The organism is Streptomyces erythrochromogenes (assembly GCF_036170895.1).
Taxonomy (GTDB): domain Bacteria; phylum Actinomycetota; class Actinomycetes; order Streptomycetales; family Streptomycetaceae; genus Streptomyces; species Streptomyces erythrochromogenes.
Map to the genome: position 1 here is coordinate 7244248 of NZ_CP108036.1, position 25036 is coordinate 7269283.

23 protein-coding genes and 1 pseudogene are annotated in these 25036 nt (G+C 74.5%); 10 read left to right on the plus strand and 14 right to left on the minus strand.

Features of this window, described 5'->3' with window-relative positions; translation table 11 throughout:
- Window positions 1–92: 92 nt before the first annotated feature.
- A complete protein-coding gene (locus OHA91_RS33095; RefSeq protein ID WP_031156822.1) occupies window positions 93–1130 on the plus strand; it encodes an NUDIX hydrolase in 1038 nt (345 codons plus the stop codon).
- Window positions 1131–1174: 44 nt separating this feature from the next.
- On the opposite strand, the gene OHA91_RS33100 is transcribed toward OHA91_RS33095, so the two are convergent.
- Entirely contained in the window at window positions 1175–1870 is a 696-nt protein-coding gene (locus tag OHA91_RS33100) for an MBL fold metallo-hydrolase (RefSeq protein ID WP_328740568.1), read from the minus strand.
- 114 nt (window positions 1871–1984) lie between these two features.
- The gene (locus tag OHA91_RS33105; RefSeq protein ID WP_031156827.1) at window positions 1985–3349 is read right to left on the minus strand and encodes a dipeptidase; all 1365 of its coding nucleotides are present in this window, start codon (window positions 3347–3349) and stop codon (window positions 1985–1987) included.
- A 325-nt stretch (window positions 3350–3674) separates the two neighbouring features.
- Between OHA91_RS33105 and OHA91_RS33110 the strand changes: the two genes are divergently transcribed.
- Window positions 3675–4883, plus strand: a complete 1209-nt coding sequence (locus tag OHA91_RS33110; protein ID WP_051893831.1) for a geranylgeranyl reductase family protein — start codon at window positions 3675–3677, stop codon at window positions 4881–4883.
- A 126-nt stretch (window positions 4884–5009) separates the two neighbouring features.
- Here OHA91_RS33110 and OHA91_RS33115 read toward each other — a convergent pair whose 3' ends face one another.
- Window positions 5010–5471 carry a nitroreductase/quinone reductase family protein gene (locus tag OHA91_RS33115; protein WP_031156832.1) on the minus strand — a complete coding sequence of 154 codons (462 nt, stop codon included), beginning with the start codon at window positions 5469–5471 and terminating at the stop codon, window positions 5010–5012.
- Between the two features lie 171 nt (window positions 5472–5642).
- On the opposite strand from OHA91_RS33115, the gene OHA91_RS33120 reads away from it, so the two are divergent.
- From OHA91_RS33120 to OHA91_RS33130, 3 genes are all read left to right on the plus strand, one after another.
- Window positions 5643–6341: a TetR/AcrR family transcriptional regulator gene (locus tag OHA91_RS33120; RefSeq protein WP_031156835.1), complete on the plus strand. Its 699-nt coding sequence runs from the start codon at window positions 5643–5645 to the stop codon at window positions 6339–6341.
- Window positions 6342–6508: 167 nt separating this feature from the next.
- Window positions 6509–7465: a spherulation-specific family 4 protein gene (locus OHA91_RS33125; protein ID WP_328740569.1), complete on the plus strand. Its 957-nt coding sequence runs from the start codon at window positions 6509–6511 to the stop codon at window positions 7463–7465.
- A 98-nt stretch (window positions 7466–7563) separates the two neighbouring features.
- The gene (locus OHA91_RS33130) at window positions 7564–8028 is read left to right on the plus strand and encodes a hypothetical protein (protein WP_031156839.1); all 465 of its coding nucleotides are present in this window, start codon (window positions 7564–7566) and stop codon (window positions 8026–8028) included.
- A 12-nt stretch (window positions 8029–8040) separates the two neighbouring features.
- On the opposite strand, the gene OHA91_RS33135 is transcribed toward OHA91_RS33130, so the two are convergent.
- The 3 genes from OHA91_RS33135 to OHA91_RS33145 form a co-directional block, all read right to left on the minus strand.
- Window positions 8041–8508 (minus strand): Mth938-like domain-containing protein, encoded by a 468-nt coding sequence (locus tag OHA91_RS33135; RefSeq protein WP_245240265.1) that lies wholly within the window; start codon window positions 8506–8508, stop codon window positions 8041–8043.
- Window positions 8509–8552: 44 nt separating this feature from the next.
- Window positions 8553–9098 carry a hypothetical protein gene (locus OHA91_RS33140; RefSeq protein ID WP_328740570.1) on the minus strand — a complete coding sequence of 182 codons (546 nt, stop codon included), beginning with the start codon at window positions 9096–9098 and terminating at the stop codon, window positions 8553–8555.
- A 151-nt stretch (window positions 9099–9249) separates the two neighbouring features.
- On the minus strand, window positions 9250–9993 hold the full coding sequence (locus tag OHA91_RS33145) for a maleylpyruvate isomerase family mycothiol-dependent enzyme (protein WP_031156845.1): 744 nt from the start codon (window positions 9991–9993) through the stop codon (window positions 9250–9252).
- A gap of 38 nt (window positions 9994–10031) precedes the next feature.
- Between OHA91_RS33145 and OHA91_RS33150 the strand changes: the two genes are divergently transcribed.
- Both OHA91_RS33150 and OHA91_RS33155 read left to right on the plus strand, forming a co-directional pair.
- Window positions 10032–10688 (plus strand): alpha-ketoglutarate-dependent dioxygenase AlkB family protein, encoded by a 657-nt coding sequence (locus tag OHA91_RS33150; RefSeq protein ID WP_031156847.1) that lies wholly within the window; start codon window positions 10032–10034, stop codon window positions 10686–10688.
- Window positions 10689–10731: 43 nt separating this feature from the next.
- Entirely contained in the window at window positions 10732–12009 is a 1278-nt protein-coding gene (locus OHA91_RS33155) for an ROK family protein (RefSeq protein WP_031156849.1), read from the plus strand.
- Between the two features lie 4 nt (window positions 12010–12013).
- Here OHA91_RS33155 and OHA91_RS33160 read toward each other — a convergent pair whose 3' ends face one another.
- Window positions 12014–12562 carry an ATP-binding protein gene (locus tag OHA91_RS33160; RefSeq protein WP_328740571.1) on the minus strand — a complete coding sequence of 183 codons (549 nt, stop codon included), beginning with the start codon at window positions 12560–12562 and terminating at the stop codon, window positions 12014–12016.
- A 198-nt stretch (window positions 12563–12760) separates the two neighbouring features.
- Between OHA91_RS33160 and cds1 the strand changes: the two genes are divergently transcribed.
- Window positions 12761–13924: an L-cysteine desulfhydrase Cds1 gene (cds1, locus tag OHA91_RS33165; RefSeq protein WP_031156853.1), complete on the plus strand. Its 1164-nt coding sequence runs from the start codon at window positions 12761–12763 to the stop codon at window positions 13922–13924.
- Window positions 13925–13943: 19 nt separating this feature from the next.
- Here the strand turns inward: cds1 and OHA91_RS33170 are convergent.
- Together OHA91_RS33170 and OHA91_RS33175 are read right to left on the minus strand one after the other, a co-directional pair.
- Window positions 13944–14078, minus strand: a pseudogene (locus tag OHA91_RS33170) (winged helix-turn-helix transcriptional regulator); the annotation flags it as partial.
- A 12-nt stretch (window positions 14079–14090) separates the two neighbouring features.
- Entirely contained in the window at window positions 14091–14579 is a 489-nt protein-coding gene (locus OHA91_RS33175; protein ID WP_266503715.1) for an SRPBCC family protein, read from the minus strand.
- A 232-nt stretch (window positions 14580–14811) separates the two neighbouring features.
- On the opposite strand from OHA91_RS33175, the gene OHA91_RS33180 reads away from it, so the two are divergent.
- Window positions 14812–17214: a hypothetical protein gene (locus OHA91_RS33180; RefSeq protein ID WP_328740572.1), complete on the plus strand. Its 2403-nt coding sequence runs from the start codon at window positions 14812–14814 to the stop codon at window positions 17212–17214.
- On the opposite strand, the gene OHA91_RS33185 is transcribed toward OHA91_RS33180, so the two are convergent.
- From OHA91_RS33185 to OHA91_RS33205, 5 genes are all read right to left on the minus strand, one after another.
- Complete coding sequence (locus tag OHA91_RS33185) at window positions 17165–19624, minus strand: right-handed parallel beta-helix repeat-containing protein (RefSeq protein ID WP_328740573.1); 2460 nt, start codon at window positions 19622–19624, stop codon at window positions 17165–17167. The genes OHA91_RS33180 and OHA91_RS33185 overlap by 50 nt on opposite strands.
- A gap of 146 nt (window positions 19625–19770) precedes the next feature.
- Window positions 19771–20382: an Rv1733c family protein gene (locus tag OHA91_RS33190; protein ID WP_031156862.1), complete on the minus strand. Its 612-nt coding sequence runs from the start codon at window positions 20380–20382 to the stop codon at window positions 19771–19773.
- A 259-nt stretch (window positions 20383–20641) separates the two neighbouring features.
- Window positions 20642–21466: an MOSC domain-containing protein gene (locus OHA91_RS33195; protein ID WP_031156864.1), complete on the minus strand. Its 825-nt coding sequence runs from the start codon at window positions 21464–21466 to the stop codon at window positions 20642–20644.
- 52 nt (window positions 21467–21518) lie between these two features.
- Entirely contained in the window at window positions 21519–22022 is a 504-nt protein-coding gene (locus OHA91_RS33200; RefSeq protein WP_031156867.1) for a DUF6643 family protein, read from the minus strand.
- A gap of 247 nt (window positions 22023–22269) precedes the next feature.
- Complete coding sequence (locus tag OHA91_RS33205) at window positions 22270–23442, minus strand: glycosyltransferase (protein ID WP_328740574.1); 1173 nt, start codon at window positions 23440–23442, stop codon at window positions 22270–22272.
- Window positions 23443–24071: 629 nt separating this feature from the next.
- On the opposite strand from OHA91_RS33205, the gene OHA91_RS33210 reads away from it, so the two are divergent.
- The gene (locus tag OHA91_RS33210; RefSeq protein WP_031156871.1) at window positions 24072–24863 is read left to right on the plus strand and encodes a glutamate racemase; all 792 of its coding nucleotides are present in this window, start codon (window positions 24072–24074) and stop codon (window positions 24861–24863) included.
- Window positions 24864–25036: the final 173 nt, after the last annotated feature.

Consider the following 25036-nt stretch of genomic DNA (forward strand, 5'->3'; position numbering starts at 1 on the left):
ATAAGCACTCGGCCGATAGTGAGGTTTTCGTGGCAGGGTGGGGCGGGCAGGCCACTGGGGGCTCCGGACGAGCCATGGGGAGAGGGGTAGACGTGATTGTCTGGATCAACGGCACGTTCAGCGCCGGGAAGACCAGCACGGCCCGTGAACTGACCGGAATCCTCCCGGACAGCACCCTGTTCGACCCGGAGTTCATCGGCGACGCGCTGCGGGTGCTGCTGCCGCCCGAACGGCTGGCCGAGGTCGCCGACTACCAGGACCTGCCGAGTTGGCGGCGGCTGGTCGTGGACACGGCCGCGGCGATGCTCGCCGAGGTGGGCGGGGTGCTCGTCGTCCCGATGACGCTGCTGCGCCAGGAGTACCGGGACGAGATCTTCGGCGGGCTGGCGGCGCGGCGGATCCCGGTGCGGCACGTGCTGCTCGCCCCTGCGGAAACGATCCTTCGGGAGCGGATCGCGACCCGTACGGAGCCCGGGGCGCCCGAGGACGTGGACGTGCGCGTCCGACAGTGGGCCTACGACCACATCCCCGCCTACCAGGAGGCCCTCGGCTGGCTCACCGGCGACGCGCACGTCATCGACAACGGGCTCCTGACCGTACGGGAGACCGCCGAGCGGATCGCCGAAGCCGTCCGCTCGGAGACCGCCCGGATCTGCGACATCGTGCAGACCCCGGAGCCCACGCGGGAGACGGTGGCGGCCGGGGTACTGCTCTTCGACGAGCAGGACCGGGTGCTGCTCGTGGACCCGACGTACAAGGCGGGCTGGGAGTTCCCGGGGGGCGTCGTCGAAGCGGGCGAGGCGCCCGCCTGCGCCGGCGTACGGGAGGTCGCGGAGGAACTCGGCCTCGTACTGGACCGGATGCCGGGGCTCCTCGTGGTCGACTGGGAACGCCCGCTGCACCCCGGCTACGGAGGGCTGCGCCTGCTCTTCGACGGCGGCCGCCTCACCGAAGAGGCAGCGGCCCGCCTCCGGCTGCCCGGCCCCGAGCTGCGGGCCTGGCGCTTCGTGACGGAGGCCGAGGCAGCCGAACTGCTGCCGCAGCACCGGTACGAACGCCTGCGCTGGGCCCTGCGCGCCCGCGAACGCGCCCGCCCCCTCTACCTGGAGGCGGGCGTCCCCACCGGCTGAAGCGGATCCCTTCTTTTCGGGGCTCGGCTTGCTCGCCCGCGAGGTCAGGCGGGCGTTTCGGCGGCGGCCTTGGCCAGGGCGGGAGCGGTGTCCACCACCAGGGGGTCGCCGTGGCCGAAGCAGGCGACCGACGGTGCGAGTGCGGCCAGCCGCCGGAAGGACGCGACCGCCCGGCCGCGGTCGACGTTGAAGACGCCCAGCATCAGCGGGCCGACGGCGGCGATGCAGTCCCCCGTGAACAGCACGCCGTGCTGCGGGAGATGGATGCCGATGCTGCCGTCCGTGTGGCCCGGGGCGTGGACGACGTACGCCCCGTCCCCGAAGCCCAGCGCGTTCCCGTCCTCCAGCTCCCGGTCGACCCGGGTGGGCGGGGCCTCGGGGACGGTCAGGCCGTGCGCGTACAGCGGGATCTCCCAGTCCAGGAGCACCGGTTCGGGGACGGGCCGCTCGCCCCGGATCACCGGCGCGTCCAGCCGGTGCGCGAGCACCCGTGCCCCCCAGCGGGCGGCGAGTTCACCGGCCGCGCCCACGTGGTCGCGGTGGCAGTGCGTGAGGACGATCCGCTCCAGCCGCTCGGGCAGCAGCCCGAGGGAACGTATCGCCCCTTCGATCTCCGCGGCGGATTCGACGTTGCCCGCGTCGACGAGGGTGAGGGCTTCGCCGTCCTGCCAGAGGTAGGCCTGGCCGATGGGGAAGCGGAGCATGTGGAGCCGGTTCGGGAGTACTTCGACAAGATCCATACGGTGAACGTACGGACGGCCCGCCGCCCCGGGCGCGTGACTTCACCGTGAGCGCAGTACGCCCAGGGCGCACTGCGCCCTGGGCGTAAACGGAGCGGCCGGCGCCGGCCCGGGTCAGGCGCGCTTGGACTCCGCGTAGCCGACGAGGAACAGGGCCTCGGCCACCGACAGGCGCTCCAGCTCCTCGGGCGACACGCTCTCGTTGACCGCGTGGATCTGCGCCTCCGGCTCGCTCAGCCCGATCAGCAGCATCTCCGCCTGCGGGTAGAGCGACGTCAGCGTGTTGCACAGCGGGATCGACCCGCCCATGCCGGTGATCTGCATCTCCTGGCCCGGGTAGGCGGCCTCCAGGGCAGTGCGCATCGACGCGTACGCCGGGCTGTCGGTGTCCGCCCGGAAAGGCTGGCCCTGGCCGACGACCTCCAGTTCGAGGCGCGCCTTCCACGGCGTGTGCGCCTCCAGGTGGGCCTGCAGCAGCTTGACGGCCTGGCCGGTGTCCACGCCCGGCGGCACGCGCAGGCTGATCAGCGCGCCCGCGCTCGCGTGCACCGACGGCGTGGCGCCGACCACCGGCGGGCAGTCGATGCCGAGCACGGTGACGGCCGGACGCGCCCACAGCCGGTCGGCGATGGTGCCCTCGCCGATCAGCTCGACCCCGTCCAGGACCTTCGCGTCGGAGCGGAAGTCCGCCTCCGGGTACTGCAGGCCTTCCCACACCGCGTCCGACGCGAGCCCGTCCACGGTCGTCGAACCGTCCGCGGCGCGCAGCGAGTCGAGTACGCGGATCAGCGCGGCCAGCGCGTCGGGCGCGGCACCGCCGAACACGCCGGAGTGCAGGTTGCCGCCCAGAGTGTCGATCTTGAGCTTCAGCAGGCACATGCCGCGCAGGGTGGCGGTCACGGTGGGCAGGCCGAGACGGAAGTTGCCGGCGTCGCCGATGACGATGGTGTCGGCGGCCAGCAGCTCCGGGTGCGCCTCCGCGTACTGCTGGAGGCCGCCCGTGCCCTGCTCCTCGGAGCCCTCGACGATGACCTTCACGCTGACCGGCACACCGCCGTTGGCCTTCAGCGCGCGCAGCGCCAGCAGGTGCATGATGAACCCGCCCTTGCAGTCGGCCGCACCGCGCCCGTACCAGCGGCCGTCGCGCTCGGTCAGCTCGAAGGCCGGGGAGATCCAGGCGTCGTCGTCCAGCGGCGGCTGCACGTCGTAGTGCGCGTAGAGCAGGACGGTCGGCGCGCCCTCGGGGCCGGGCAGGAAGCCGTACACCGACTGGGTGCCGTCGGGGGTGTCGAGCAGTGCCACGTCCTGGAAGCCCTCGGCGCGCAGGGCGTCGGCCACCCAGTTCGCCGCGGCCTCGCTCTCGCTCTGCGGGAATTGCGCCCAGTCCGCCACCGACTGGAAGGCCACCAGCTCGGTCAGCTCCTGCTTGGCGCGGGGCATCAGCGAGGCGATGGTCTCGGCGATCGGATTCTGGGACATGGGCACGCTCCTTTTGGGTGCGACGTTGTATCCGTGTACGCGACCCCGCGCATGTGCGGGGCGTGCGTATGCCGGGTACGGCAAAAGACAGTCTTGATCCTCGCACAGCGAGGGTGGGGCGGTGTCTCGCCGTAGGATTTCCCCGGCATCGGAGCAACCGGGTGATCAGGAGCAGCAACACATCGTGAGCAGCGACGACGACGTACGCGACGCAGGTGCGGATGCAGGCGAAGGCATGGGTGCCGACGCAGACGCAGGCGTGGGCACGGGCGCGGGCCCGGCCGAGCAGGGGGCGGGCGACGAGGTGGCCGGGGGATCCGGCGAAGTGTGGGACGTGGTCGTGGTCGGAGCCGGGCCGGCCGGTTCCTCGGCCGCGCACGCGGCGGCCACGGCGGGGCGCCGCGTCCTGCTGCTGGAGAAGGCCGAACTGCCCCGGTACAAGACGTGCGGAGGCGGCATCATCGGCCCCTCGCGCGACGCGCTCCCGCCGGGCTTCGTCCTGCCCCTCAAGGACCGCATCCACGCGGTCACCTTCTCGATGGACGGCAAGCTGACCCGCACCCGGCGCTCGAAGCACATGCTCTTCGGGCTCATCAACCGGCCCGAGTTCGACGCCGGCCTGGTCGCGGAGGCGGAGAAGGCCGGCGCCACCGTCCGTACGGGCACCGCCGTGACCCGCGTGGAACAGCACGGCGCGGCCGTGCCCGACCGGCGGACCGTGGCCGTGGTGCTGGCCGGCGGGGAGACCGTCCTGGCGCGCGCGGTGGTCGGCGCGGACGGCAGCGCGAGCCGGATCGGCGCGCACGTGGGTGTCGAGATGGACCAGGTGGACCTCGGCCTGGAGGCGGAGATCCCCGTCCCAGCGACGGTGGCGGAGGACTGGAAGGGGCGGGTGCTGATCGACTGGGGCCCGCTGCCCGGCAGTTACGGCTGGGTCTTCCCCAAGGGCGACACCCTCACGGTCGGGGTGATCTCGGCCAAGGGCGAAGGAGCCGCGACCAAGCGGTACCTGGACGACTTCATCGCCCGGCTCGGACTCGCCGGCTTCGAACCGGCCGTCTCCTCCGGGCACCTGACCCGGTGTCGCAAGCCCGATTCGCCGCTCTCCCGCGGCCGGGTCCTGGTCGCGGGCGACGCGGCCGGACTGCTGGAGCCGTGGACGCGGGAGGGCATCTCCTTCGCGCTGCGCTCGGGGCGGCTCGCGGGGGAGTGGGCGGTGAAGATCGCCGAAGCGCAGGACGCGGTGGACGCGCGCCGCCAGGCCCTCAACTACGCCTTCGCGGTGAAGGCCGGGCTGGGTGTGGAGATGGGGGTCGGCAAGCGGATGCTGACCGTCTTCGAGGCCCGGCCGGGGCTGCTGCACGCGGCGATCACCGGGTTCCGTCCGGCCTGGCGGGCCTTCGCCCGCATCACGCGGGGCGCGACGACCCTGGCCGACATGGTGCGCACGTACCCGCTGGCGCGCAAGGCGCTGCACGTGCTGGACGCGCGGCAGGCGGCGGCCGCCCGCAACGGCGCCGGGGACGGGGCGTAGGGCCTGCCGCGGCGGCGAGCCGCGCGGGAGGACCCGGACGACGCCGGGCCCGGGCTCCACGGGGAGCGGGTCCGGCGGGTCCGCTCGACCACCCCGATCCGGCGCCGCCGCCGGGTCGGGGCGGTGTCAGCTCGACGCCGGGACGATCCGGAACACGGGGTGGTCGCCGGCGATCGCCTGGATCTCCGTGTCGGAGGCCTTCGCGTCGACGCCCCGGAAGAACTGGTTGACCTCCCAGCCCCACTTCTCCAGGTAGGCGCGCAGGATCGCGGCCTTCTCGACCGGGTCGGTGATCTCGTCGACGGTGAACGCGCGCACCTTGCGTCCCACGCGCAGCTCGCCGCCGCCCGCGACCCGCATGTTGCGCACCCACTGGGAGTGGCCGCGCGCCGAGACGAGGTACTCGGCACCCTCGTACGTGTGCGGATTGACCGGGATGCGCTGCATCTTGCCGGAGGTGCGACCGCGCACCGAGAGCTCGGCGCTGCCGGCCAGGCTGATGCCGGCGCGGGCCAGCTTGCCGAAGAGCGAGTTGAAGCGGGTGACGAGCGGGCCGGCCTGGACGTAGTACGGGGTGGGCGCGTTCACGAGGACCTCCGGGCCGTCTTCTGCGTTGCCGTCGTCTGTATCGGGAGAGCACTGCTCTCGCTCGATCCAGTGTGCATCGGATCGGTGCACCAAAGCAAGAGCAGTGCTCTCGAAATAGAGCGGCAGTCTGTTTCATGGGCAGTGCTCCGCCCGCGTGGCACACTGGCCCGCATGAACACCGTGCGAGGGGCCAGGGAACGGGCCCGCATCGAGGTCACCGCCGCCATCAAGGACGAGGCGCGCCGCAGGCTCGCGGCCGAGGGCGCCGCGAAGCTCTCCCTGCGCGCCGTCGCCCGCGAGCTCGGCATGGTCTCCTCCGCCCTCTACCGCTACTTCCCGAGCCGCGACGAGCTGCTGACCGCGCTCATCATCGACGCGTACGACAGCCTCGGCGCCGCCGCCGAGGAGGCCGACGCCCGGGCCCTCGCCGCCGGCGCCGCGCCCCGCGACCGCTGGATCGCCGCCTGCGAGGCCGTCCGCACGTGGGCGCTGGAGCACCCGCACGAGTACGCCCTCGTCTACGGCTCCCCCGTCCCCGGCTACAGCGCCCCCGCCGACACCATCGGCCCCGCCTCCCGGGTCGGCAACGTCCTCATCGGCGTCGTCCGCGCCGCCTACGAGGGGCGCGGCCTCGCCCTCCCGCCGCTGCCGCCCGCCCTCGGCCCCGAAGCCGGCCGGATGGCCGCCGACTTCGCCGAAGGCCTGCCCCCGGCGGTCGTCGCCGCCCTCGTCGCTGCCTGGGCGCAGCTGGCCGGGCTCGTCTCCTTCGAACTGTTCGGCCAGTTCAAGGGCGTCGTCGAGGAACGGTCCGCCTTCTTCACGCACGCGGCGGGGCAGTTGGCGCACGGGGTCGGTCTGCCCGCCGTATGACAGGAGGGCGGGGGCGGGGTGCGTCCCTCCGGGAATTCACATGATGGGGCGATGGCTCGCTCGTCTGTTCCTCATACCAATACGGGAGGTCCAGCCTTGAACGACGGGCCGTCCGTCTAGTGTTCCTCGGGTCCCCCGCCCCGCCTCCACCGGAGGAGGAAACGTTCATGCCTCGCGCCGAGAAGGCCTTGTACGCCGTCCTGGCCACCGTCTTACTGGCCGCGCCGGCGCCGTCCGCCGGCACGCCGCCGCGCGAAGCGCCCACCGGGCCCGCTCCGGCCGCCGCCCCGGCGCCCGACCCGCCCCCCACCCCCCGGATGCCCGGCGTACGGGGCCTGGAGATCGGCGTCCCCGCGTACGTGATGGCGAACGACCGCATGCTGACCGACCTCACCGCCACCGGTCCTGCCCCCTCCGTGGTCGTACTGAACCCCGGCAACGGAGACGCCCCCTTCGGCGCCCCCTGGCGGGCCCGCGCCGACGCGCTCCGCGCCCGAACCACCTCCACCGGCGAGCGGACCAAGGTGCTCGGTTACGTCCACACCGACCACGGCAACCGCGACATCGCCGCCGTCAAGGCCTCCGTCGACAACTACCTCAAGACCGCTGACGGCCGCCTCCACGTCGACGGCATCTTCTTCGACGTCGTCAGCCGCGACTGCGGCCCCGCCGACGCCACCCGCGACCACTACGCCGAGCTGCGCCGCTACGTCCAGGACACCATGAACGCCGTGGACCCCGCCGCTCCCGACCTCGTCGTCAACAACCCCGGCACCGCGATAGCCGACTGCTACCTGGAGCCCGGCCGGCGCACCGCGGACGTCTTCGTCACCTACGAGGACACCTACGCCGCGTACACCGGAGCCGGCTGGCTCGGGGGCAACGTCTTCGACCACGACTCCGGCTACCGGCCCGGCACCGAACTCGACCCGAGCGGAACGGCCTTCTGGCACCTGGTCCACGACGTCCCCGACGACACGGCGATGCGCGCCACCCTCCGCACGGCCTTCGACCGGGGCGCGGGCTACGCCTACGCCACCGACACGGTCATGCCCAACCCCTGGAACACGGGCCCGACATGGAAGTACACCTCCCAGACCAGGTACGCGGCCACGCTCGGCTAGGGCGGCGGGTCCAGCGCCGCGAACCCGGCGGTGAAGCCGGGGGCCGGGAATGCGGAATGCGGCAGCGGGCACCGGGGAGGGTCTGCTTGCATGGCCCCATGACCGCCATGATCACCAGCCTCGTCGCCGTGCTCGGTACGCTGCTCGGCTCGGTGGTGACGCATGCGTTCCAGCAGCGCTCCGCGCGGCGCACGGAGCGCAACGCCCTCGATGCGCAGCGCCGTCAGGAACGCCTCGACGCCTACGGCGCGTACGCGGGCCTGCTCGTGGAGTTCCGCCAGGCCATGCTGCACCACTGGTTCTGCGTGCACCAGGGCCGCGACGCCGAGGACGAAGTCGCCCTGCGCGGGCGTTCGTTCGAGACCCGCTCCAGCGCGCAGCAGGCCCTGTTCCGGCTCCAGCTGATCACCGACGACACCGGTCTCGGCGCCGCCGCGGCCGACGCCTTCACCGCGGTCGGTGCGATAGACCGCGCGCAGGACCTTCCCGGGCTCGCCACCCGGCGGGACGCGACCCGGGAGCTGATCGACGCCTTCGTCGTGACCGCCCGCGGCAGCCTCTAGGAGTACCGGGGGTCAGCAGGTCGAGTGGAAGAGGCCGCCCACGGGCCGGCCCGCGGCCGCCAGGGTGTTGTACAGCGCGGCGGCCGCCCGGGTCTCCTTCATGTGCACTTCCACGCCCGCCTGCCGGAGCAGCTCCAGGGTCGGCGGTGCGATCCCGAGCCGCTCCTCCATGCCGAGGCCGAGGACGACGACCGCCGCGCCGCGCTCCAGCAGCTCGCGGACGTCCCCGGGCTGGATCCCGGGGGAGTGGCGGGTGCCGTGCGTGGCCCAGTTCCACAGGTGGCCGCCGCCCGGATACAGGACGAAGTCCTTGCCGGGAGCGAGGCCTTCGATCTCCATCAGGCCCCATTCCAGGCGGCGGACCCTCGGCGACGCGACCGCGTCCGACGGCTCGGTGCCCCCGGCCGGGCCGGAGGCGTCGTCGGCGGTGTCGGGATCGGTGGTGGTCATGCGGCCCAGCATCGCAGCCTCGATGATCACGCGGGCGGGCTTCTCGCGGAGTGGGACCGCCCCGGCCGTCCGGGTCAGCGGTAGTCGTCCGGGTGGCCCTGCATCCAGGTGTTGATCTTGTCGCGGGTGCCGATCAGCAGGGTCTGGTGCGCCTTGAGGTTCTTGAAGCTCCGGTCGCCGCCGAGCTCCGCGTCGAGCTTCGCGATCAGCGCGATCGGTTCGGGGAAGTGCCCGGGGCCCTTCGGGTCCGCCTTCATCGCCGCGTCCAGGCCGTGCAGTTCGTCGTAGACGCGCCCGAGGAAATAGGCGCATTCGGAAGGCGTGCACGAGCCGTCCAGCGTCGCCTGAAGTCCGGCGAAGGCGTCCCGGACCTTCTCCGGCGGGGAGCCGGGGAGGGCGGAGGCGCCCGGTCCGCCGCTCGCCGCGGGCGCCGCCGGGCCCGGAGTCGACGAGCCCGGCGGCGAGGACGCGGACGGCGCCGCGGTCGCGGACTCCGCGGCTGCCGCGGAGGAGGCCGCGGGTGCGGCGGCAGGCGTGGCCGGTTCCGCGTCGCAGGAGACCGCGAACCCCGCCAGGAACACCGCGGCCACCGCCGTGCCGCGCACCGTGGAACCGAACATGTGCCACCCCCGTGATCGTTTGAAGATGTGACCATAACCGCTCGTCAGCGCAGGTCCGCGGCCGGGGGTGCGCGGCGGGTGGCCAGGGGCGGGTGGCCAGGGCGGGCGAGCCGTGCGGGACGTCCGTCGGCGCCCGCCCCCGCCGACGGGGTCAGATTCCGGCCGTCTCCGTCCACAGTGCGGCCAGCGACAGGTCGCCCGTCACTCCCGGACCCGCCAGCGGCAGCCGGTTCCACAGCGCCGCGTACAGCCAGGCCGCCTCGCCCGTCACCTCGCAGTCGACCGGGTCGCCCGTGTCGCCCAGTACCGTGCGCGCCGGTGCCGGCGACAGGTGTACGGTCCAGGCCGCGCCCGTGTCGGCGGCGCGGATCCGCATCGTCCGCGGCTCCGGGGTCCGCACCCGGCTGCGCGGCCGCGCGTGGAAGCCGGTGAGCAGTTCGTCCACCCCGTCCTCCGCGAACTCCGGCGCCAACGGGGAGAAGGCGACGCCCAGCGCGCCCTCCGCGTCCATCCGGTGCACGGTGGTCTCGTGGGCCTGGCGCCGGGCCCAGAACGCCAGCGGCGACGGCGGGGCGGTCGGGAGGAAGGTCCAGCACTGCACGTCGGCCGGAGCCTCGGTCAGCGTCCGCACCAGGTCCGCGTGGCCCTCCCGGAACCATGCCAGGAGCTCGCCGCCGACCAGCTCGGGCGCCTCCGGGAAGCCCGTCGGGTCCAGCTGCCGCTCCCCGACGTACCCGGCGGCCCAGCGGTGCACCGACCCGGTGTGCCGCAGCAGGTCGGTGACGTGCCAGCCCGGACAGGAGGGGACGAAGGCGTCCGTACCGGACCGTTCCGCCACCTCCGCGAGCAGCTCGCCCTCCCGGGCGAGGGTCTTCACGTACTCAGTGATCTCCATATCGGGAGTCTTGCAGCCCCGGCGCCGACAATGGAGGGATGGACGGGGAACTCTTCGCGCGCGAGCGGACCGTGATCGCCCCCGGCGCGGTGCACGTGCCCGACTGGCTCGGGGCCCGCCGGCAGGGCGAGTTGCTGGCGGCCTGCCGCGAGTGGGCCCGACCGCCGGCCGGCCTGCGCACCGTCCGCACCCCGGGCGGCGGGGTGATGACCGCCCGGCAGGTGTGCCTGGGCCTGCACTGGTACCCGTACGGTTACGCCCGCACCGCCGTCGACGGGGACGGGGAACCGGTCAAGCCGATGCCGGACTGGCTCGCCGAGCTGGGGCGGGAGGCGGTGGCCGCCGCCTACGGGGTGCCCCCCGATCCCGGTGCGGCCGCCTACGACATCGCGCTGATCAACTTCTACGGCGGGGACTCCCGCATGGGCATGCACCGCGACGCGGAGGAGAAGTCCCCGGCGCCGGTGGTCTCGCTCAGCCTCGGCGACAGCTGCCTCTTCCGCTTCGGGAACACCGACTCCCGCGGGCGCCCGTACCGGGACGTCGAGCTGCGCAGCGGGGACCTCTTCGTCTTCGGCGGCCCCAGCCGGTCGGCCTACCACGGGGTGCCGAAGGTCCTGCCGGGCACGGGTCCGCGGGCACTCGGGCTGACCGGGCGGCTCAACATCACGCTGCGGGTCGGCGGGCTGGGCTGAGGGGAGGCGTACGACACCCTCCGATCATGCGAGGATCGATGCCATGAACGGCAACGGGGCCCCGCCGCGGGTGGGGGATGCGACCACGCCATCGGTGTCGAGCACGGGCGCGCGGACCAAACTGGAACGGGGTCGCGGCGCGCTCGGGCCGGCGCTGGAGCTCGTCCACACCGGCCGCGCCCCGACCCGTGCGGTCCTGACGGCCGAGCTGGGGGTCACCCGCGCCACCGCCGGCGCGGTCGCGGCCGAGCTGGAGGCGCTCGGGCTGATCCGGGTCGACTCCCGCCCCGGAGCCTCGGGCGGTGCCGGCGGCACCGGCGGAGGCCAGGGCCGCCCGTCGCACCGCCTCTCGGTGGCCGAGGACGGGCCGGTGGCGCTCGCCGCCCAGGTGCACTCGGACGGCTTCCGGGCCGCCCTGGTGGGCCTCGGCGGCCGGATCGTGGCCACCGCCCCCGGCAAGGTCACCGTCTCCGCCGATCCGGCCCAGGTGCTCGGCGCGGTCGTGCGGGCGGGCGCGGAACTGCTCGCGGACAGCGGCCGCCGCTGCGTCGGAGCCGGGCTCGCGGTCCCGTCGGCGGTCGCCGAGCCGGACGGCACGGCGCTGAACCCGCTGCACCTGGCCTGGCCGGCCGGTTCACCCGTACGGGACATCTTCGCCGAGTGCGTGAAGGACGCCGGGATCGACGGCCCGGCCCTGACCGGGAACGACGTCAACCTGGCGGCGCTCGCCGAGCACCGGCACGGGGCCGGGCGCAGCGCGCAGCACCTGCTGTGCGTGGCCACCGGGCACCGCGGGGTCGGCGGGGCCCTGGTGCTGGACGGCCGCCTGCACAGCGGCAGTTCGGGCCTGGCCCTGGAGGTCGGCCACCTCACCGTGAACCCCGAGGGGCGGGCCTGCCACTGCGGCGGCCGCGGCTGCCTGGACGTGGAGGCGGACCCGCTGGCCTTCCTCACCGCGGCGGGCCGCAGCCCCGGCCCCGAGGTGTCGCTGCTGCAGCAGGCCCGTGACCTGCTGCGCGAGGAACCGGAGGAGCCGGCCGTACGGGCGGCCACGGAGGAGCTGATCGACCGGCTCGGCCTGGGCCTCGCGGGCCTGGTGAACATCCTGAACCCGGACCGGATCATCCTGGGCGGGCTGCACCGGGAACTGCTGTACGCGGACCCGGAGCGGCTCCGGGCGGTCGTCGCGGACCGCAGCCTGTGGGGACGCAGCGGCGGCGTGCCGATCCTGCCGTGCACCCTGGACCACAACAGCCTGGTCGGCGCGGCGGAACTGGCCTGGCAGCCGGTGCTCGACGACCCGCTGGGAGCCCTCGCCTGAGCCGTCAGCCGGGGCGGACGGCGACCGGCGAGGGCGCGGGCAGCGCGGCCGGGACGGTGCCCGGATCGACGGCCACGACGACCGTGCGCGCGGGTTCCGGTACGGGCCTGGCCGCGATCGAGACCGGGAGCGTCGGCGCCACCGGCGCGGGTGCCGCCGTCAGGGAGAACCAGACGGCCTTGCCGGGTCCGTCGGACCGTTCGCGCACCCCCCAGGCCTCGCTGAGGGCCTCCACGAGGGCGAGCCCGCGTCCGCTGGTCTCCAGAGGCCCGGCCTGTGCCGGGCGCAGCACCGGAAGCCGCGGATCGCTGTCGATGACCGAGACCGTCAGTCGCCCGAGCCGCAGCTCGATCTCGACGACGCAGGTCTTGTCCGGCTGCGCGTGGCGGTGGACGTTGCCCAGCAGCTCCGTCACGCCGAGCGCAGCCCGGTCTATGAGCGGATCGAGCTGCCAGTGGCGCAGCTGGGCCGAGACGATTCTGCGGATTTGGCCGATCCGCGACGGCAAGGCCTGCAGTTCGACGACGCAGTGCCTGCGGGAATGACTGATCACGGCTGCGACTCCCCGACATGAGTGTTACGGGTGCTGCACCCTCGGTAATCCTCCACCAGGGTCACCCACGGTGCGCCGCAGTGCAACCGAACGCGATCGAAAGCGATCCATATGGATACCCAAAGTGACTGTTTGTGCAGGTGGGAGGGGTACATTGCGAAAGGAGGGGCGAAAAAGACACATGAAGGAGCGCGGCGCATGAGCACCACCGGCACTACCGGCATCACCGGCACCGGAACCACCACCGGTACGACCGCCACGACCGTCGATGTCGACCGCAGCGACGCGGACTACCGCGCCTGGCTGAAAGAGGCCGTGCGCAAGGTCCAGGCCGACGCGAACCGCTCGGCGGACACGCACCTGCTGAAGTTCCCGCTCCCCGAGGCGTGGGGCATCGACCTCTACCTCAAGGACGAGTCCACGCACCCGACGGGCTCCCTCAAGCACCGCCTCGCGCGCTCGCTGTTCCTCTACGCGCTCTGCAACGGCTGGGTCCGGCCGGGCCGCCCCGTCATCGAGGCCTCGTCCGGCTCGACCGCCGTCTCCGAGGCGTACTTCGCCAAGCTGATCGGTGTCCCGTTCATCGCCGTCATGCCGCGCACGACCAGCCCGGAGAAGTGTCGGCTGATCGAATTCCACGGCGGCGAATGCCACTTCGTGGACGACCCGATGAAGATGTACGAGGAGTCGGCGGAGCTCGCCGCCCGCACCGGCGGGCACTACATGGACCAGTTCACGTACGCGGAGCGGGCCACCGACTGGCGCGGCAACAACAACATCGCGGAGTCGATGTACCAGCAGCTCAAGCTGGAACGTTTCCCCGAGCCCGCCTGGATCGTGGCGACCGCCGGGACCGGCGGCACCTCGGCGACCATCGCGCGCTACGTGCACTACATGCAGCACGACACCCGCATCTGCGTGCCGGACCCGGAGAACTCCTGCTTCTTCGAGGGCTGGACCCGCAACGACCCGGACGCGAGCAGCGATTGCGGCTCGCGCATCGAGGGCATCGGCCGCCCGCGGATGGAACCGAGCTTCGTGCCCGGCGCCATCGACCGGATGATGAAGGTCCCGGACGCGGCGAGCGTCGCCGCCTGCCGCGCGCTGGAGACGGCCATAGGGCGCAAGGCGGGCGGCTCGACCGGCACCGGCCTGTGGAGCGCCCTGAAGATCGTCTCGGAGATGGTGGCGGAGGGCCGGACCGGAAGTGTCGTCACCCTGCTGTGCGACCCGGGCGACCGCTACCTGGACAAGTACTACTCCGACGAGTGGGTGGCGGCGCAGGGGCTCGACCTCGCCCCGTACGCGAAGACCCTCGACACGCTGCTGACGACCGGCGTCTGGCGCGAACCGACCGCCTGAGACACCCCTGGGCGCTGCCCCACTCCCACATGCCGTGCACCACCGGTTCCAGGGCGCGGCCCCGGCCGGTGAGGACGTAGCGGACCCGGGGCGGCCAGGCGGGGGTGCGGTGGCGCTCGATGACGCCCGCCCGGGTCCACTGGGCAGTACGCACGCCTCGCCGAGGTCAACGCCCCGTGGCGCGGCGGGCGCTGAGGCGGGCGTCCAAGGTGCGGACCGCCGTGCGGAAGGAGTGGCCCAGGCCCGGGCGGGCCACGGTCAGGGCCAGGCGGAACGCGGCCGGGCCGTCCGCGGCGAAGGTCCAGCGGACGTGCGTACCCGAGCCGGCCGGAGTCAGCCGCCACTCCTCCAGCAGGGCCCGCACCCCGGGGGCGTTGGTGGTGTCGACCCGGTACGCGTAACGCTTCTCGGGATCCGCGGCCATGATCGTCTCCTCCATGCGCACCCCGCCCAGCAGCTTGATCTCGCGACCGCCCCCGCCGTACGTGGGGCGGGCCAGCGTCACCGCCCTGAACCAGCCGGGCCAGCCCTCCACTTCCTCGGCGAGCGCCTGGTACACGGCCTCGGGCGGCGCCGCGGCCTCGGCGGCGAACACCAGCCGGACGGGCGCGTCGTCGATGAAGTCCAGCCCCACCGGGCGGAGTCGGCGAGCCATGGCGGTACCTCCTGGGCGGTGAACCGGACGGACGTGCGCGTCACCATAGCCGTGCGCCCGCGAGATGTCCGCTGCGATCCGCCCGTGTTTTCCCCGCCGGACGTCGCCTACGCCGGCTCGTGCGCCGTACGCCCCGGTTTCCGCCGGCGGTTCCCCCGTACGGGGCCTGGGCAGTACCGCCGCCGCGCGGGATCCTGGAGCAGCGCCGATCCCCACGCGAGCGGAGGCCTGCGTGCCCGACCGCCCCCACACCGACCCGCCCCTCGCCCTCGAACTCCTCGTCCACGGCGTCGCCGGAGCCTCCCCGGCCGAGCTGCTCGGCGACCCGCGCACCGTCCGCGTCACCGGCGACTCCACCGCGGCCGTGTTCCGCCGCACCGACGACGCCGACGCCGAAGCCCACCCCGAGCGGTACGCGGGACTGCCCGTCCCCGAGGCCTACTGCTGGTCCCGGCTCACCTCCGGCAACGGCGCCCGCGCCCTGTGGCTGCTGCTCCTGCCCTTCATGGTGGCCAACCTCGCCCACTGGGCCCGGCCGGCCGCCCCCACCGGGCACGCCGCCGACCCGGCGCCGCGCGCGGTGCGCACGTACGGGGTCCTCGTACGGATCCTCGCGCTCAGCCTGACCGTCCTGCTGATCGCGGCCGCCTGCGAGGTCGCGCTCGACCTCGTCGCCTGGCAGTGCGCGGGCCACGCGACCTGCACCGCCACCGGCTCCCGGCTCGGCTTCCTCGCGCCCGACGGCGGCGGCTGGTGGTCCCAGCCCGGGCGCCGCCTCGTCCTCGGCGCACTCGTCCCCACCGCGCTGACCGGGCTGCTCTGGTACCTGTCGAACCGCACCTGGAGCGCCTACGAAGCCCAGCCGCCGCCCGCCGGAGCCGCCGACCCAGACACCGCCTCCGACACCGCGCCCGCGCTCGGCCGCCCCGGATTCTGGTACGGGCGCCGCATCGTGGCCCGGCTTCGGGCCGCGCACACCGCGGCCGGGCTGCTCACCGTCGCGGTGGCCGTCTCCGCGCCGACCGCCGCCCACGACCGCCGGACCGCGGCGGCCGCCCCCGCCCTCGAAGTCCTCGGCTGGATCACCCAGGCCCTCCTCGCCGCCGGGGCCGTCACCGTGGCCTGGGTCGTCTGCCGGCGCGGCCGCAGCGAGGACCGCCCCGACCACCGCCTCGACCGGGCCGCGGTCAACCTGCTGCCCGGCGCCGCCCTCGCCCTGCTCGCCGCCGTCCTCCTGCACGCCTGCTGGTCACGACCGGGCTGGACCTCCACCGGGCGGCTCCCCGGCGACTTCGCCTTCGGTGTGATCATGCTCGGCCAGGGCATCTGCGTGCTCGCCCTCGCCGTCGTCGCCCGCCATCTGCACCGCAGGGCCCCCGATCCGGCGGCCGCCCTGCGCGGCCTCGGCGGCCCCGCCGTCGCCATGCTCGGCTGCGCCCTCGGCGGCGTGATGTCGGGCGGGGTCGCCCAGCGCGTCGCCGACTGGATGGACGGCGGAGCCACCCCCGGGATGGCGGGCTCACCGATGCCCGGGCCGCCCGTCCTGCTGTCCTGGCAGGCCGCCGTCCTGCCCCCGCTGCTCCTCGTACTGGCTCTGCTCGCCGCCTGGTTCGCGGTGCGCGCGGCCCGGACCCGGCGCCGCCTCGCCACGGCCGTCGCCGCCGAATACCCGGGTGAGAGCCCGGACCGGGCGCGCAGCCGCCGAATCGCCGGGGCGCGGACGGCCGCCGCGCTCACCGACTCAGCGCCCTGGTTCGTCGCGGCCGTCTCCGGGATCACCCTGGTGCTCGGCGCGGGCGCACTGGCCGGGGCCTGGCTCAGCGGACAGGTCCCGGGCGAGGCCGCCCGCGGGGCCCCGCCGCTGCTGGAGGCCGCCGCCCGCGCCGCCCAGGACGCCGGTTCCTGGCTCATCGGCCTCGGCATCGCCCTCTTCGTCGCCTGGGGCCGCCGCGCCTACCGGGACCCGGCCGCCCGGCGGACCATAGGGATCCTCTGGGACGTCGGCACCTTCTGGCCGCGCGCCGCCCACCCCTTCGCACCGCCCTGCTACGCCGAGCGCGCCGTCCCGGACCTGACCTGGCGGATGGCCGGCTGGACCGGCCGCACCGGCGGCCGGCTGGTGATCTCCGGCCACTCGCAGGGCAGCGTGCTCGCCGCGGCGGCCGTCTGGCAACTGCCGCCGCCCGTCCGCCGCCGCGTCGCGCTGCTCACGTACGGATCCCCGCTCGCCCGCCTCTACGGCCGCTGGTTCCCCGCCTACTTCGGCCCCGGACCGCTCAGCGCCCTGCACCGCGACGTCGACTGCTGGCGCAACCTCTGGCGGGCCACCGACCCCATCGGCGGACCCGCACTCCCCGGCCCCGACTCACCGGAGGTGGACCGCGGCCCGCTCGCCGACCCGCTCGCCTACGGGCGCAGCGCCCGCCACCCGCTGCCCGCGCCGATCCTCGGCCACGCCGACTACCAGGCGGACCCCGCCTTCGCCGCCGAACGTGCCGCCCTGCTCGCCCGACTGGATCGGGCCGCACGGGTCGGGGGGCCCGGTCCGGCGGTAGCCGGGGAAGTACCGGCTCAGCGCCCCGGCGTCAGCAAGGGGTGGGCAGCGTCGGCAGATCCGCCGGGAACAGCAGGGTGAGCTCGTCCGTGCTCGGCTCCGACAGCTGGGCCACCCGCCCCGCGTGCCGCTCCACCATCGACTCGAAGGTCTGGCGCGCGGTGCGGCCGTTGCCGAAGCCGGGACCCTTGGGCAGCTCGGTGAAGTACGTCAGCAGGGCCTCGGGGGTGCCCTCCCCGAGGCGGTACTCGTGCTCCTCCGCCTGCTGCTCCACGATGCGCAGCAGTTCCCCGGGGTCGTAGTCGCCGAAGGCGATGGTCCGGGAGAACCGTGAGGCCACACCCGGGTTGACGGTCAGGAAGCGCTCCATCTCGGCCGTATATCCGGCGACGATCACCACCACCGCGTCCCGGTGGTCCTCCATCAGCTTCACCAGCGTGTCGATCGCCTCGCGCCCGAAGTCCCGGCCCGAGTCCTCCGGGGCCAGCGCGTACGCCTCGTCGATGAACAGCACCCCGCCGCGCGCCCGCTCGAAGGCCTCCTGCGTGCGGATCGCCGTGGACCCGATGTGCTCGCCCACCAGGTCCACGCGGGACACCTCGACCAGGTGCCCGCGCTCCAGCACCCCGAGGGAGGCGAGGATCTCGCCGTACAGCCGGGCGACCGTCGTCTTGCCCGTACCGGGGGAGCCGGTGAAGACCAGGTGGCGGCGCACCGAGGCGGCCTTGAGGCCCGCCTGCTGCCGCCGCCGGCCCACCTCGATCATGTCGGTGAGAGCCCGCACCTCGCGCTTGACGCTGTCGAGGCCCACGAGCCCGTCGAGCTGCCCCAGCACCGCCCCCGACTCCCGCGCGGCCGCCGCGGCAGCTCCGGCGTCCGCCGGATCCGCGGGCCGCGGTACGGACGCCCGGGCGGCCGGGGCCGGCTGCGCCACGGGGCTCCGGGCCGCGGTGACCGTACGGACCCCGCTCTGCGCGCCGGTGAAGCCGCCGCCCGGGGCGGGCTGGGCCGCCTGCCGCGGGCCCGACCCGTCGCCGGTGCACTCCTCGACGACGGGGCCGTCCTCCGGGAACTCGTAGCCGCCGCGGGCGCAGCGCTCCGTGTGGCAGCGGGTCAGCGTGGTGCGGCAGCCGTCGAGGACGTGGAAGCCGAAACCGGAACTGTCCGTCACCCGGCAGGCCGTGAAGGTGCCGCGGCCGCCCGCCGACACGTAGAAGCCGGCCTCGGCGGGGGAGGTGACCGTGCATTGCTCCAGGGCGGGGTCGGCGCCCTTGGTGACGATCACACCGGTCTGCACGGCGTCGATGGTGCAGCCGGCGAGGGTGCCGCCGCTGCCGTGGTCGCGGAACCAGGCCCCGGTGCCCGCCTCGCGGATGCGGCAGTCGTCGAGGCGCGCGGTGGCCCCGTCGCTCACCGAGACCGCGGTGTTGCGGACCTGGGACAGGTCGCTGTCGGTGACCTCGACGGCCGACCCCCGGTCCAGCACGAAGAGCGCGTCGGGCACGTCGTGCACCCGGCAGGAGTCCAGGGAGGCGGTGGCCCCGTCGCTGACCCACACCGCCGGATAGTCGCCCGTGCTGTCGTGGATCTCGCAGGACTCGGCGTCCACCCGGGTGCCCGGGTCCCACACGGACAGGCCGTTGCGCCCGAACCGGCGCACCGAGGTGCGGCTGAGGGTGAGCACCGAACGCGACCTCAGGTCGACCGCGTTCTCCGGGATGTCGTGGATGTCGCACCCGGCCAGGGTGAGCACGGCGTCGGTGTCGAGCGTGACCCCGTCGGCCGTGGTGCGGTGCACCGCGCAGTCGGTGAGGCGGGCTGCGGCGCGCGCGGCGATCTGCACTCCGGCGCCCCTGACCTCGTACACCTCGCAGCCCAGGGCCTCCAGGCCCGAGCCCTCGCCGGTGACCGCGATGCCCGCACCCGTGGAGTGGTGGATGCGGCAGCGCTCCAGCCGGGGGCGGCCGCCGCCGCGGACCGAGAACCCGGTCTGTCCCGAGGCCACGACCTCGCACTCCTCGAACACCCCGCCGCCGCCGTCCAGTACGGCGATGCCGACGCCGGCCGGGTTCTCCACGGTGCAGCGGCGCACCAGGGGCCGGGCGCCGGGGCCGCGCACCTCGATGCCGGCCGCCGAGTGGGTGCTCACGCGCAGGTCGGTGAGCTCGGGGGAGCCGTCCTCCACCAGCAGCGCCGGCGCCGCCCGGTCCTGGCCCTCCAGGTGGAGGTCCTGCACCACGGCCGAGGCGCGCAGGGTCAGCGCGACGCCGTCGAGCGGCGCGATCCGCACCGAGCCCGAGCCGTCCTCGGGCCCGCGCAGGGTGACGGCGTGGTGCAGCACCAGGTTCTCCCGGTAGGTGCCCGGGGCGATGGACAGCACGTCTCCGTCGCCCGCGACGGCGAGCGCGGCGGTCAGCGTCGGATATTCACCGGAGCGGCGCCGCCACCGCGAAGATCCGCCGTGCGTCACCTGGACCGTGCCCTGAACCATGGTGCTGTCGTGCCCCCACCCTCGTGCTCGCGCTGCCGATGCGGCCGGAGCCGCTGATGTCCGAGGCCACTCGAGAGGCTGCTGCCACAGGAGCGACCGGTCCGGCGGCTCCACCGTAGCGCGCGCGGAGCGGATGAGCTGCCAGGTCAGCCACCGGCGTCCGCCCGGCCCCAGTCCGGCCCGGCCGCCGCCCACGCCCGGTCCAGACGTATGTACCGACGATGCATGAGCCGTCGTACGACCAGGCGGCGGACCGTCACGGCCATGACGGCCACCCCGGCCGCGGCGGCCAGGCCCGCCGTCCCCGCGTGGAAGGAGGCGGCCGACGGGTCGAGCGGCCGGCCCACCAGACGCCCCCGTGCGTCGGTCCACAGGCGGAACCGGTCGCCGGGGTGCGGCGGTTCCTCCGCGGCCGGCACGGTGCCCTCGTGGCTGCTGCCGTCGGGCGCGGTCCACGAGGCCACGATCTGCGTGCGCCGGGGGGCCGTCCGCTGTGCCGAAGGGTCGGCGGACACCTCCTCGGCCGGGGCCGGGGCGGGCCGGACCACCACGGCCGGGACGAGGTGCCGCTCCTGCCGCTGTTCGTACGCGGCCTGCTGAAGCGTGCCGTCCACGCGCAGGCCCGCGACCCAGCCGACGGCCGGAGCCACCACCACGACGCACACCAGCGCGGCGAACGCCACCCACGCCTCGAAGAGATCGGTCGGCCGGCGCAGCGGATTGCGCCGCCAGCGCCACACACCCATTGCTGTCCGCACGGTCCGGCTCCCCCTACTTGCGCCAGTCTCCGTCTGTCTGCGCGCCCACGCCTTCCGCATGCCCCGGGGGACGCGTTCCGGGGCGCACGAGACATGTGCCACCCGATCCGGAACCGGTCGTCCGGTGTCACTGCCCGTGCGGGTACCCACCTGTTCTGACTGCTCCAACGGCCTGGTCACGCCGGTTGGTTCCAGCTGGGGGACGGAGCCCCCCGAAGGTGTCATTCCGGTGGTCCGGTCGCCACTCGGGGGCGACCCGTCATGCGAGGATGCGGACCTCGTCGCCGACGTGCAGGGTGCCCGGCCGCAGGGGCACCAGCAGCCGCCCGAAGGCCAGCGACCTGCCGATCCGCCGGTGCCGGGCCAGGGTCTTCAGCGGTTCCCTGCCCCGCTGGGCCGTCCGCTGGTCGGTGGTGGTGACGACGCACCGGCCGCATTCCTTCGCGCCGCGGAAGAGGGCGTCGCCGATCGCGATGCGCTGCCAGCCGTCCTCCGCCCAGGCCTCGGCCCCCGAGACCACCACGTTGGGACGGAAACGGTTCATGGGCAGCGGACCCTCCTCGGGATGGTCCCCCTGCGCGATCAGCGAGTTGAGCGCGTCCAGCGAGGCCAGCGTGGTGAGCAGCACCGGATAGCCGTCGGCCAGGCTGACCGTCTCGCCCGGCAGTGCGTAGTCGGGGTCCACCGGACGACGTACGGCCGGGTCGTCCAGGTGCACCAGTCGAACCGGAACCCCGAGGAACGTGCTGAACCAGTCGGCCGCGGCCCTCGCCGCGACCACGGTCTCGACCTTCTTTCCGAACAGCGACACCGGCTCCAGCGGACCCGGATCGGGCACCTCCACGACCAGCTCCGCCATGTCGGGAGCGGTCACCGCGATCCGGTCGCCGCCCAGCGGGCGCGCCGAAGCCAAGGCCATGCGGGCATGGCGGCGTTGGGTGAGGACCGTGCCCTCGGGATCGATCAGGGCCCACCGCCGGTCCCCGGACAGGCCCCAGGGCTCCACGGCCACCTCGTCGGGAGCGGTCCCCGCTACCGACTTGACGGGGTGGACGTGGAGCGCCTGAACGTGCAACTTCGACATGGGGGCATACTGCCAGCCCGCTCCGCCGTCCCGGCGCGCGTGAGGGGCCCGGTCAGTAGCCGCGTCCCTGGTAGGGGCGGCCGTAGGGATCCTCGTACGAGGCGCCCGCCACCGGAGCCGGCACCTGCATGGGGCGCGGCGCGGCGGGACGCATCGCCTCGTAGCCGGTGGCCATGGCCGCCGGGCGCGGCTGCTGCGGCTGGGGCTGCGGCATGTACCCGGTGCGGGCCGCTACCGGCTGCTGCTGCGGAATGTAGGGAGCGGGCGCGTTCTGCAGCGGCATCGGCTGCGGAGCCTGCTGCTGGTACGGGTACCCGTACGCCGGAGCCTGCTGCTGAGGGGTGGCAGGGGGCAGTGCGGGCAGGGCCGACGGGAGGGCCGGCAGGTACCCACCGCTCGAATAACCCGCGCTCGGGGACTCGTAGGCGGCCGGGACGCGGATCGGGGCGATCTGCGGAGTGCCGCGTTCGGCGACGAGGGAGTCGTAGATGGGGGTGTCCGGGAAGGAGGGCGCGGAGTAGTAACCGCCGCCATAAGTGGAGCGGGGGGAGGTCATGAGACATAAGTTAAGCCCACGAATTCACCGGGTCCATAGCAAGGTGCCGTCAACACCGCGCTGACCTGCATATTCGCAGGTCAGAGCCACAGCTTTCACTTGGCGTTCACGTGCACGATTTCGCCACTTCCATCCCACCTTGGCCCAACTCGTACCTACCGGTTGCGCGTTGCACCGACTTCTTGCTGACGCAGCGTCACAATGCGGTGACCTCGGATGACGCGGGTCCGGGCGGTGGTTCGTCGTTTCAGGCGTCGCTCGGGCGGGCATAGGTGCGGCCCTTCCACGACGCTCCCCGCCCGCGGTAGTGCTGGACGGCCGAATCGACGGTCATCAGGAGGTACAGCAGCGCCGTGAACGGAAGCAGCGGGGCGAGCGTCGCGGGCTGGCGGTAGTGCCGCAGCATCGGCAGGTACGTGCCGGCCATCAGCAGCCAGGCGAGGCCGCCGGCCCAGGCGGCGGCGGGGTGCCCGGTGGCGAGGCCCGCCAGGAGGGCTGCCGGGGGCACCAGGTAGACGAGCGCCAGCCCGGCGACCGTCCCGGCCAGCAGCAGGGGCTGGTGGCGCAGTTGGGCGTACGCGCTGCGCGAGACCATCCGCCACAGGTCCGCGAGCGCCGGGTAGGGGCGGATGCTGTCCACCCGCTCCGCGAGCCCCAGCCAGATCCGGCCGCCGGAGTCCTGGACGGCGCGGGCCAGGGAGACGTCGTCGATGACGGCCTGGCGGATCCGGTCGGGGACCCCCGCCCGGACGGCGGCGCTGGTGCGCAGCAGTACGCAGCCGCCCGCGGCCGCGGCGGTCCGTGCGGAGGGCCGGTTGATCCGGCGGAAGGGGTAGAGCTGGGCGAAGAAGTACACGAAGGCCGGTACGACGAGCCGCTCCCACGGGCCGGCGACGCGCAGCCGGGCCATCTGCGAGACGAGGTCGAGGTCGGCGGAGGTCGCGGCGGAGACCAGTTCGCGCAGACTGTCCGGTTCGTGCGCGATGTCGGCGTCGGTGAGCAGGAGGAAGTCGGGTTCGGTGGCGTGCGTGGTACGGGCCAGGGAGATGCCGTGGCGCAGCGCCCACAGCTTGCCGGTCCAGCCGGGGGCGGGGTCGCCGGGGGAGGCGACGGTGAGCGGGAGCCCCGGCTGCTCGGCGGCGATGCGCAGGGCGAGGGCGCCGGTGCCGTCCGTGCTGCCGTCGTCGACGAGGACGACCTCGGCCTCGCCGGGATAGTCCTGGGCGATGAGCGAGGGCAGGCTCAGGGGCAGCACCTCGGCCTCGTCCCGAGCGGGTACGACGATCGCCACGGACGGCCAGTGGGCGGGGGCGGTGCGCGCGGGGAGCCGGACGTCGGTGCGCCAGAACATGCCCTGGGCGAGGGTGAGCCAGAGCCAGGCGGCGAGGGAGGCGAAGGACGCGGCGGTGAGGAGGCCCATGGCGGCAGTGTGCCCGGCCGCGGGTGCCGTGTCGCGTACCCGTCTGCTCCCGGTGCGGCGCCCTTCCCGGGGGCAGACGGATACGGGAGTCGCGGTGACCCCGTGGCGGTCCGGGCGGACCCGGCGGCCAGCAGGGGCCGGTGCGCGAGCGGGCCCGCGGCCGTGCCCGTCCGCCCCGGGGTGCGGGCGGGCACGATGGCGCGAGGGGGTGCGGGTGCGCGCGGGGCAGTAGGCGGTACGCGGCTCCCGGCCGGGGGCGGACGTGGGGGGTGTAGGTGGTCTCAGGTGGACAAGGCGGTCCGCGGGCTCGGCGGCGCGCGGGGGCCGTGGCGTGGGCGGGCAGATGGTGCGCGGCCCACGGGGGTGCAGGCGGGCGGAGCCGCCTCAGGCTTGCGAGTTCACCGGGGCCGGCGAGCGCGGCGGTACGCGGCTTCCCGGTTCGCGGCGGACGCGGGCCTGCGGCCGTGCCCGTCCGCCCCGGGGGCGCAGGCGGGCGGGGGGAGGGGCGGGGCGCGGGCCGTCGTGGCTGTGCGCCGCCGGCCGGGCGGGGCGCCCGGCCGGCGGCGCGTGGGGGTGGGACGGGGCCGGTGCCGGGTCCGGCCGGAGCCGGGGTCGACTAAGGTGGCCGGGTGAAGATCGCGCTCATGGACTCCGGAATCGGCCTCCTCGCGGCGGCCGCGGCGGTGCGGCGGCTGCGGCCGGACGCGGATCTGGTCCTCTCCTCCGACCCCGACGGGATGCCCTGGGGACCGCGGACCCCCGACGACCTCACCGGGCGGGCGCTGGCCGTGGCCCGGGCCGCCGCCGCGCACCGCCCCGACGCGCTGATCGTTGCCTGCAACACCGCCACCGTGCACGCCCTGGACGCCGTACGGGCGGAGCTGGAGCCGGCCATCCCGGTCATCGGGACCGTACCGGCGATCAAGCCCGCCGCGGCGGCCGGCGGCCGGATGGCCATCTGGGCCACCCCCGCCACCACCGGCAGCCCCTACCAGCGCGGGCTGATCCGCGACTTCGCCACCGGCGCCCGGGTCACCGAAGTGCCCTGCCCCGGACTCGCCGATGCCGTGGAGGCGGCCGACGACGCCGCCGTGACCGCGGCCGTCGCCGCGGCCGCCGCGCTGACCCCGGCCGACGTCACCGACGTGGTGCTCGGGTGCACCCACTACGAGCTGACCGGGGCCCCCATCCGGGCCGCCCTCGCCGCGCGCACCGGGGGAGCGGACCTGGTCTACTACGGTTCCGCCGAGCCCGTCGCCCTCCAGGCGCTGCGCCGCCTCGGCGTCACCGCCGAGCCCGGCCTGCCCCGTACGGGCGGGCTGACCGTCCTGCACAGCGGCCGCGAGGCGGCCCTGCCCGCCGCCGCGTTCGCGTACGCGGAGGGCCGAGTGCTGTCGGGCCAGGGCGCGCCCGTCGGCTGACGCCTGCTGCGGCGTCGTCCCGGCCGCCGCGCGCACCGCGGCAGCGGCCGCGGCCCGTGCGATGCAGGTCGTCGTGCCCACGCGTCGCCGCACTGCTCAGCCGGGACGGGGGAGACCGGCGTGTCGCGCTCCGCCGGTGCCGTCGCCGGTCATGGCGCCCGTCCGACGTGCAG

Bases quoted from the DNA above. Each gene is read 5' to 3' on its own strand.
- OHA91_RS33205 (WP_328740574.1), bottom strand. From the start codon at position 23,442: ATGGGCCTCCTCACCGCCGCGTCCTTCGCCTCCCTCGCCGCCTGGCTC.
- OHA91_RS33125 (WP_328740569.1), top strand. From the start codon at position 6,509: ATGCCTCGCGCCGAGAAGGCCTTGTACGCCGTCCTGGCCACCGTCTTA.
- OHA91_RS33100 (WP_328740568.1), bottom strand. From the start codon at position 1,870: ATGGATCTTGTCGAAGTACTCCCGAACCGGCTCCACATGCTCCGCTTC.
- OHA91_RS33145 (WP_031156845.1), bottom strand. From the start codon at position 9,993: ATGGAGATCACTGAGTACGTGAAGACCCTCGCCCGGGAGGGCGAGCTG.
- OHA91_RS33185 (WP_328740573.1), bottom strand. From the start codon at position 19,624: ATGGTTCAGGGCACGGTCCAGGTGACGCACGGCGGATCTTCGCGGTGG.
- OHA91_RS33200 (WP_031156867.1), bottom strand. From the start codon at position 22,022: ATGACCTCCCCCCGCTCCACTTATGGCGGCGGTTACTACTCCGCGCCC.
- OHA91_RS33155 (WP_031156849.1), top strand. From the start codon at position 10,732: ATGAACGGCAACGGGGCCCCGCCGCGGGTGGGGGATGCGACCACGCCA.
- OHA91_RS33175 (WP_266503715.1), bottom strand. From the start codon at position 14,579: ATGGCTCGCCGACTCCGCCCGGTGGGGCTGGACTTCATCGACGACGCG.
- OHA91_RS33195 (WP_031156864.1), bottom strand. From the start codon at position 21,466: ATGTCGAAGTTGCACGTTCAGGCGCTCCACGTCCACCCCGTCAAGTCG.
- OHA91_RS33105 (WP_031156827.1), bottom strand. From the start codon at position 3,349: ATGTCCCAGAATCCGATCGCCGAGACCATCGCCTCGCTGATGCCCCGC.
- OHA91_RS33150 (WP_031156847.1), top strand. From the start codon at position 10,032: ATGGACGGGGAACTCTTCGCGCGCGAGCGGACCGTGATCGCCCCCGGC.
- cds1 (WP_031156853.1), top strand. From the start codon at position 12,761: ATGAGCACCACCGGCACTACCGGCATCACCGGCACCGGAACCACCACC.
- OHA91_RS33140 (WP_328740570.1), bottom strand. From the start codon at position 9,098: ATGTTCGGTTCCACGGTGCGCGGCACGGCGGTGGCCGCGGTGTTCCTG.
- OHA91_RS33130 (WP_031156839.1), top strand. From the start codon at position 7,564: ATGACCGCCATGATCACCAGCCTCGTCGCCGTGCTCGGTACGCTGCTC.
- OHA91_RS33120 (WP_031156835.1), top strand. From the start codon at position 5,643: ATGAACACCGTGCGAGGGGCCAGGGAACGGGCCCGCATCGAGGTCACC.